3 protein-coding genes and 2 pseudogenes are annotated in these 5,458 nt (G+C 37.3%); 2 read left to right on the top strand and 3 right to left on the bottom strand.

What is annotated here, in order from left to right; all coding sequences use genetic code 11:
* Nucleotides 1-121 (top strand): transposase (locus FWJ34_RS17885; RefSeq protein ID WP_308256697.1); only part of this gene is annotated, 121 nt, incomplete at its 5' end.
* Between the two features lie 166 nt (nt 122-287).
* Here the strand turns inward: FWJ34_RS17885 and ltrA are convergent.
* The 3 genes and pseudogenes from ltrA to FWJ34_RS19645 all read right to left on the bottom strand — a co-directional run.
* Entirely contained in the window at nt 288-1,958 is a 1,671-nt protein-coding gene (gene ltrA, locus FWJ34_RS17880) for a group II intron reverse transcriptase/maturase (RefSeq protein WP_308256696.1), read from the bottom strand.
* A 777-nt stretch (nt 1,959-2,735) separates the two neighbouring features.
* A pseudogene (locus FWJ34_RS17875) lies at nt 2,736-3,893 on the bottom strand (DUF4912 domain-containing protein); the annotation flags it as partial.
* A gap of 141 nt (nt 3,894-4,034) precedes the next feature.
* Nucleotides 4,035-4,082, bottom strand: a pseudogene (locus FWJ34_RS19645) (hypothetical protein); the annotation flags it as partial.
* A gap of 678 nt (nt 4,083-4,760) precedes the next feature.
* Here FWJ34_RS19645 and FWJ34_RS17870 point away from each other — a divergent pair.
* Nucleotides 4,761-5,458 (top strand): potassium channel family protein (locus FWJ34_RS17870; RefSeq protein WP_308256694.1); only part of this gene is annotated, 698 nt, incomplete at its 3' end.

Genomic DNA, 5,458 nt, shown 5'->3' with positions numbered 1-5,458 from the left:
TAAATATTTTGATAATAAACCTTATTTTTGGACTGGTGCTTACTTCGTGGCTAGTTGCGGCGGTGTCACTGTTACTGAGCTAAAAAAATATGTTGAGAATCAAAAAACTCCTCAAGAATGAGGATGTCCTACGGACGTTTTATTAGCTGATCAAAAATTCATCTCCCGTTAATTTCTGTGGGTATTTCTTTTCGGGAGAAATAGCGGGTAAGGTTTGAGAGTCACCTCTCTCCCCTCCCCTAAGAACCGTGCGTGACTATTACTAATCACACGGCTCAAGTCTTACTTCAAGCTTTTAACTTGGATTTAGAATGTACCTGTTTATGACAAGCCTTGTGTAAGTGTACAAGATTATCAGTGGAATCTTCACCACCATCTTTTACAGGCACTATATGATGGGTTTCTATTTCTTCTTTGTTAAATAAGTTTTCGCCGCAGACAGGACACTTCCAATTTTGATTAGTGGCTATCTGATTGTATTTACTACCTTTTGCCCAATAGTTTTTACCCTGTTTTAGTTTGCGGTTATTCCAGTATTCACGGAGTGTAGAGTCATCAGGACTTGCATCACCTTTTACTTTGATGTGCCTTTCAATTGCAATTTTACTGATGTCATTAAGGATAAGTTGTTTCTCATTCCCTTTTCTATCAGTGGTCTTACACATGAAAGTCCAGTTATCTCCCTTGAAATAGTGAAAATATTTGTTTTTAACCCATGTTTTTGATTTCTTGGGATGCCTTCTCTTTGCCCAAAAATAAAGGTACATTACTACTCTATGGTGTATATACGAGAAGGTTTCTTTGCTAATTACCCCTTTGTAGTAATTGGCAAAACCTCTAAGAAGTGGATTTAGTTTGGTGATGACATCTTCTTGACTACTTGCTTTCATATTAGATATAGTTGATTTTATCTTTTTGCAGAATGCTAGTACCTTTTCTTTCTGAGGTTTTATCAGTAATTTACCTTTGTACTGACGTATATTAAAACCGAGAAAGTCGAATCCTTCATCTATGTGAACTATCCTTGTCTTCTCAGTGCTGATTTCTAGTCCTCTTTCTTCTAACCATTGCTTTATCAGGATTAGCACGTCTTCTAGGTTTTGCCTATCCTTAGCTGTTACAGTAAAATCATCAGCATATCGGATGAATCCTAATTGTGGTCTTCTACCCCATTTTGTTTTAGGTAGTTTTATTCCCTTAATTAGTTCCTCTAATCCATGTAAACCAATGTTGGCTAACAATGGACTTATGACTCCTCCTTGAGGTGTGCCTGTTTCGGTAGGGTTGTGGACACCCTTGTCGATAAATCCTGCTTTTAACCATCCTCTGATTAGCTCCTTTTTGGGGTGGCTATCAATCATTTTTAGGATGGATTCATGGGCAATGTTATCGAAAAAGCTCTTTATATCGGCATCTAAAACCCAAGTATCTCTACCATCACACAATCTTAAAAAACATTGTTCTATGGCATCGTGACAACTTCTACCACATCTAAAACCATAAGAGTTAGGTTCAAATACGGCTTCCCATTCGGGTTCTAGTGAGTTTTTAACTATTGCTTGTGCGACTCTATCCTTTACGGTTGGGATGCCGAGAGGACGTTTCTTGCCATTGGATTTGGGTATGTAAACCCGTTTTGTAGGGGCAGCTTTTGGCATTTCCCATTCGTTGACAAGTTTTACTCGCTGTGCGGGGGTATTTATCACCTCCTTATCAATCCCTGCGGTTTGCTTTCCATCATTGACTTGAGTAATTTGTCTGACACTTAACAATAGGTTTGATAGGCTTCTTATTAACAGTTTCTGCAATCTTCTCAATTGCTTCCACTGACCAAGTTTTCTAGCACGAAAGATTCGGCAACGTAAATTCTTAACAACTTTGAAGGCTTTTTGCCAGTTGACCTGACTCCAATCCTCTAGTTGTCCATTGTCTCCATTTATCAAAATTGCTTTTGACATCTAACTTTTAACTCCGTTTAGAACCTTTGTTTTCGTTTCTGTCCGTATAAGACCCAAGAGAAGTCTGCTATTCCTTTCGGTCAAGGGCAAATTTTGAACCCTTATCTCAACCATTACAGTTGAGCTTTTGCTTTTTCTCTCATCTTCTGCCCCCCAGAGATTTCCGTCCTTGTTGCCTCAGACCTACTCTTACGAGACTCTGTAGGGTTTACCCTGTTGTATCATCTTGGGTTTTCATGTAGTTAGGATGGTTGACTATTCTGCGAAGGGAATTGTGTTTCTACAACTAAATAACGTTAAAGTATTTAGTTCACCCTCTTACCATTTTGGTTAGAGCTTATCAGGGATAATTTAGCTCTTCGGACTGTAACGCAGTTTAATCATCAACTTAGACTATGTTCATCCTTCTACATATTCCCTCTAGCTCCTTACCGTTTAATCCCTAACAGCTTCGGCTTTGGGGTCTGCATTCCACCTGTTTCGTTACCTACTAGGGTGTGACCGCACTTTGTGATAAAGTGTTTTCCACGAGGGCTGGTGGTAGAAATCACCAGACGACAGGGTGTCGCAATCAAAATGACCAGTTCAGGTCGCACATAACGGGAGTCCTCTTTTTGACATTTTCAAGATAGATTGTTTTACTTTTAATAATTGGTAAGTGGGAGTCTATTTTTGTATTCTTTTTCAAGAATAAGAAATAATTTACCTAGTTATTCATAAAAAATGGTGAGCAATGCCCACCCTAGTTGCAAATTTTAGTTGAATATTGACAATTTCTTAACGAACGGGAGGAAACCACTCTAAAACGGCTTCTTCTTTAGTATTAGTATTACGAGATGGAGTTGCACGATCGAAAGTCATATGTACTGAACGAGTTTGTTCACCATCAGCAGCTACTGCCACAATCGGATAGTCAATATTCCCGTCTTGGAAAGACATTTGGAAGCGGAAAGTGCCATCGGGATTTAACTTGATTTCTCGTCCCCCAATGGTTACTTTTGCATCAGGTTCGGTTGCACCATAGACAATTAACTCAGCATCAGCAATTAACCAGAATTTACGAGCTTTATTCGGAATGGCATCAGCGGAGAATCCAGCACCTGAACCACTAGCTAAACCTAAACCAGCACCTGAGCCAGATCCTGAAGCCCAACCGTAAGGTACTCCAGCACCGATACCAACATCGATACCGATACCCGAACCTGAAGCTAAACTTTTAGCACCTGCCCATAATCCTGCCCCTGAAGGAAAAACATAAGAACTAAGTGCATTTTCAGGGATACTTGAACTGGAGGCTTGTTGCATACTACCATATAAAGATCCTGCTACTCTTTGAGCTTCAATACTTTGAGCTAAACCAAAGATCTCATCATGGATTTGATGATGATAACTATTTTGTTGTTGTTGTGCGGCTAATGCAGCTTTTTTCGCTGGAGGAATTAATTTATAAACGGTTTTGGTTTTTAAATCTTCTTCCCAAAGCACAGTAACAAAAATATCTTCTACCCAATCACTAGGATAAACGGGAGGTACTCTTACTGGTACAGATCTAGCTAAGACTAACCAACGTCCGTCAAAAGAACGATAACCGATGTCAATTACATAATCACGATCGCTTACGGGAATAGGTAAATACCATTCACGAGCTAATTCATCGCAAAGATATTCTTGAATATTATGAGGTCCTTGATAGCTTAAATCAATATCAGTAACATCATATAGTCTTAAAGCTAACTGTTGTCCACCCTGACGGCGTAAATCTTCTTTTCTTTCTTGGGGAATATCCCAATAAGTATAAGCCCATTGAGGATCCCTAGGCATTAAAACAATACGACTTTCACCGTAACCGCCGGGTAATTCTCCGAAACCTTGATCCACATCAGCGAGGGGACCACCAATTAAATCATCTTGTCCTACTTCAAATTTTGATGCTTCCATTTTTTTTGCCTCTTCAATATTTAGTTGATTTGATAAATTTGTATTATTAATAGATTTTATGGTGTCAGTAGAAAAGGGTTGATTTTCTTTTTCCTGAATAGCGCTTAATAATTGTGCTTTGCGCATTCGGCTATAACGAGGAATGTTGAGCAAACTAGCGACTTTGCGCAGTTGCCTTAAGGTCATTTCCTCTAACAGTTGTCGTTGCTTGGACATAAGATTAAATCTTTGTTGATTTTATTTCCGAATAGTCAGATCATAAATCGTACTTCGTCACTAAATTGATTTAGTTTAGATACACCATATTAAAGGTCAAATTATTTTTAGCCTCTTTATGGGGATCAATTACTTAACTTTATGTAACAAAATCTAACCCTCATTCGTCAAGGGGTATCACCTATTATTTATTCTCTTCTAACGAAAAATATAGGTTAAGAAGATCGCATTGTCAAGATTTCTTGACATTAATTATAGTTATAAGTTTTTATTATGATAGAATGTCATGGTTTGATGATATTAATTAAGAATGTGTCTAAATTTAAAAACTGATAGATAATGTGAGGATGAATTATTGATCAAATATAAAAATCAAGTCAAAACTTTCTGATAACTAACTAAATAATTCTTTAAATATGAAGGGAAAAGGGGATTTGGGAAAAGTTAAGAGTTTGAGTCAAGGTAAAGGGTAACAAAGGGCTTAAGTCTCTTGCCTTTTAAGAATTAGGAAAAATGTAAGTTAAATGCGTCTAGTGCTTAATAGACAATAGACAAATTAACCATAAACAATGGACAATTAAAAAGATGAGCAAAGGTTGGGAGTAAGTTAATATATTTTTCAAAAAGTCTCAAGTAACTGAAAATACTTTGGAAAAAAACTATCTCAGACTAAGAAGAGAACTTTTTGGCGGTTCATTACTCTTAGTTATAGTGTTTTTAATTGGAACTTTGTGGTATTGGTTAGTTGAAAAATGGTCTTTAATAGATTCTGCTTATATGACAATGATCACCTTATCCACTGTTGGTTTTGGTGAAGTTAATTCCCTTGATGATCGATCTCGATTATTTACGATGGTTTTAATCTTGATGGGTATTATTGTCATTGGTTATTTAGTCAATCGAATTACAGAGGCGTTTTTGCAGGGTTATTTTCGAGAAAGTATTCGCCTAAGGCAAAAGAGGAATGTGATTGATAAATTATCGAACCATTATATATTATGCGGTTATGGACGTACGGGAAATTATGTGGCGAGGGAATTTGCCGCTGAAGCTATACCATTTATTATTATTGATTCCGATTTAGATCGATTAGAAAAAGCTCAACAACAAGGTTATATTACTCTTCAAGGGGATGCCACTTTAGATGAATTTCTGTTATTAGCTAAAATTGAAACGGCTATTTGTATTGTAGCTGCTTTGAGTTCTGATGCTGATAATTTATATACTGTTATGTCAGCAAAAGCCCTTAATCCTAGCATTCGAGCCATCGCCAGAGCTAGTAATGAAGAGGCGGTTAAAAAATTAGAACGAGCTGGAGCAGATACTGTCGTCTCTCCATATATTAC

This window comes from Geminocystis sp. GBBB08 (genome assembly GCF_016743215.1).
GTDB lineage: Bacteria > Cyanobacteriota > Cyanobacteriia > Cyanobacteriales > Cyanobacteriaceae > Geminocystis.
This window is presented reverse-complemented; position numbering and strand designations above follow the sequence as displayed.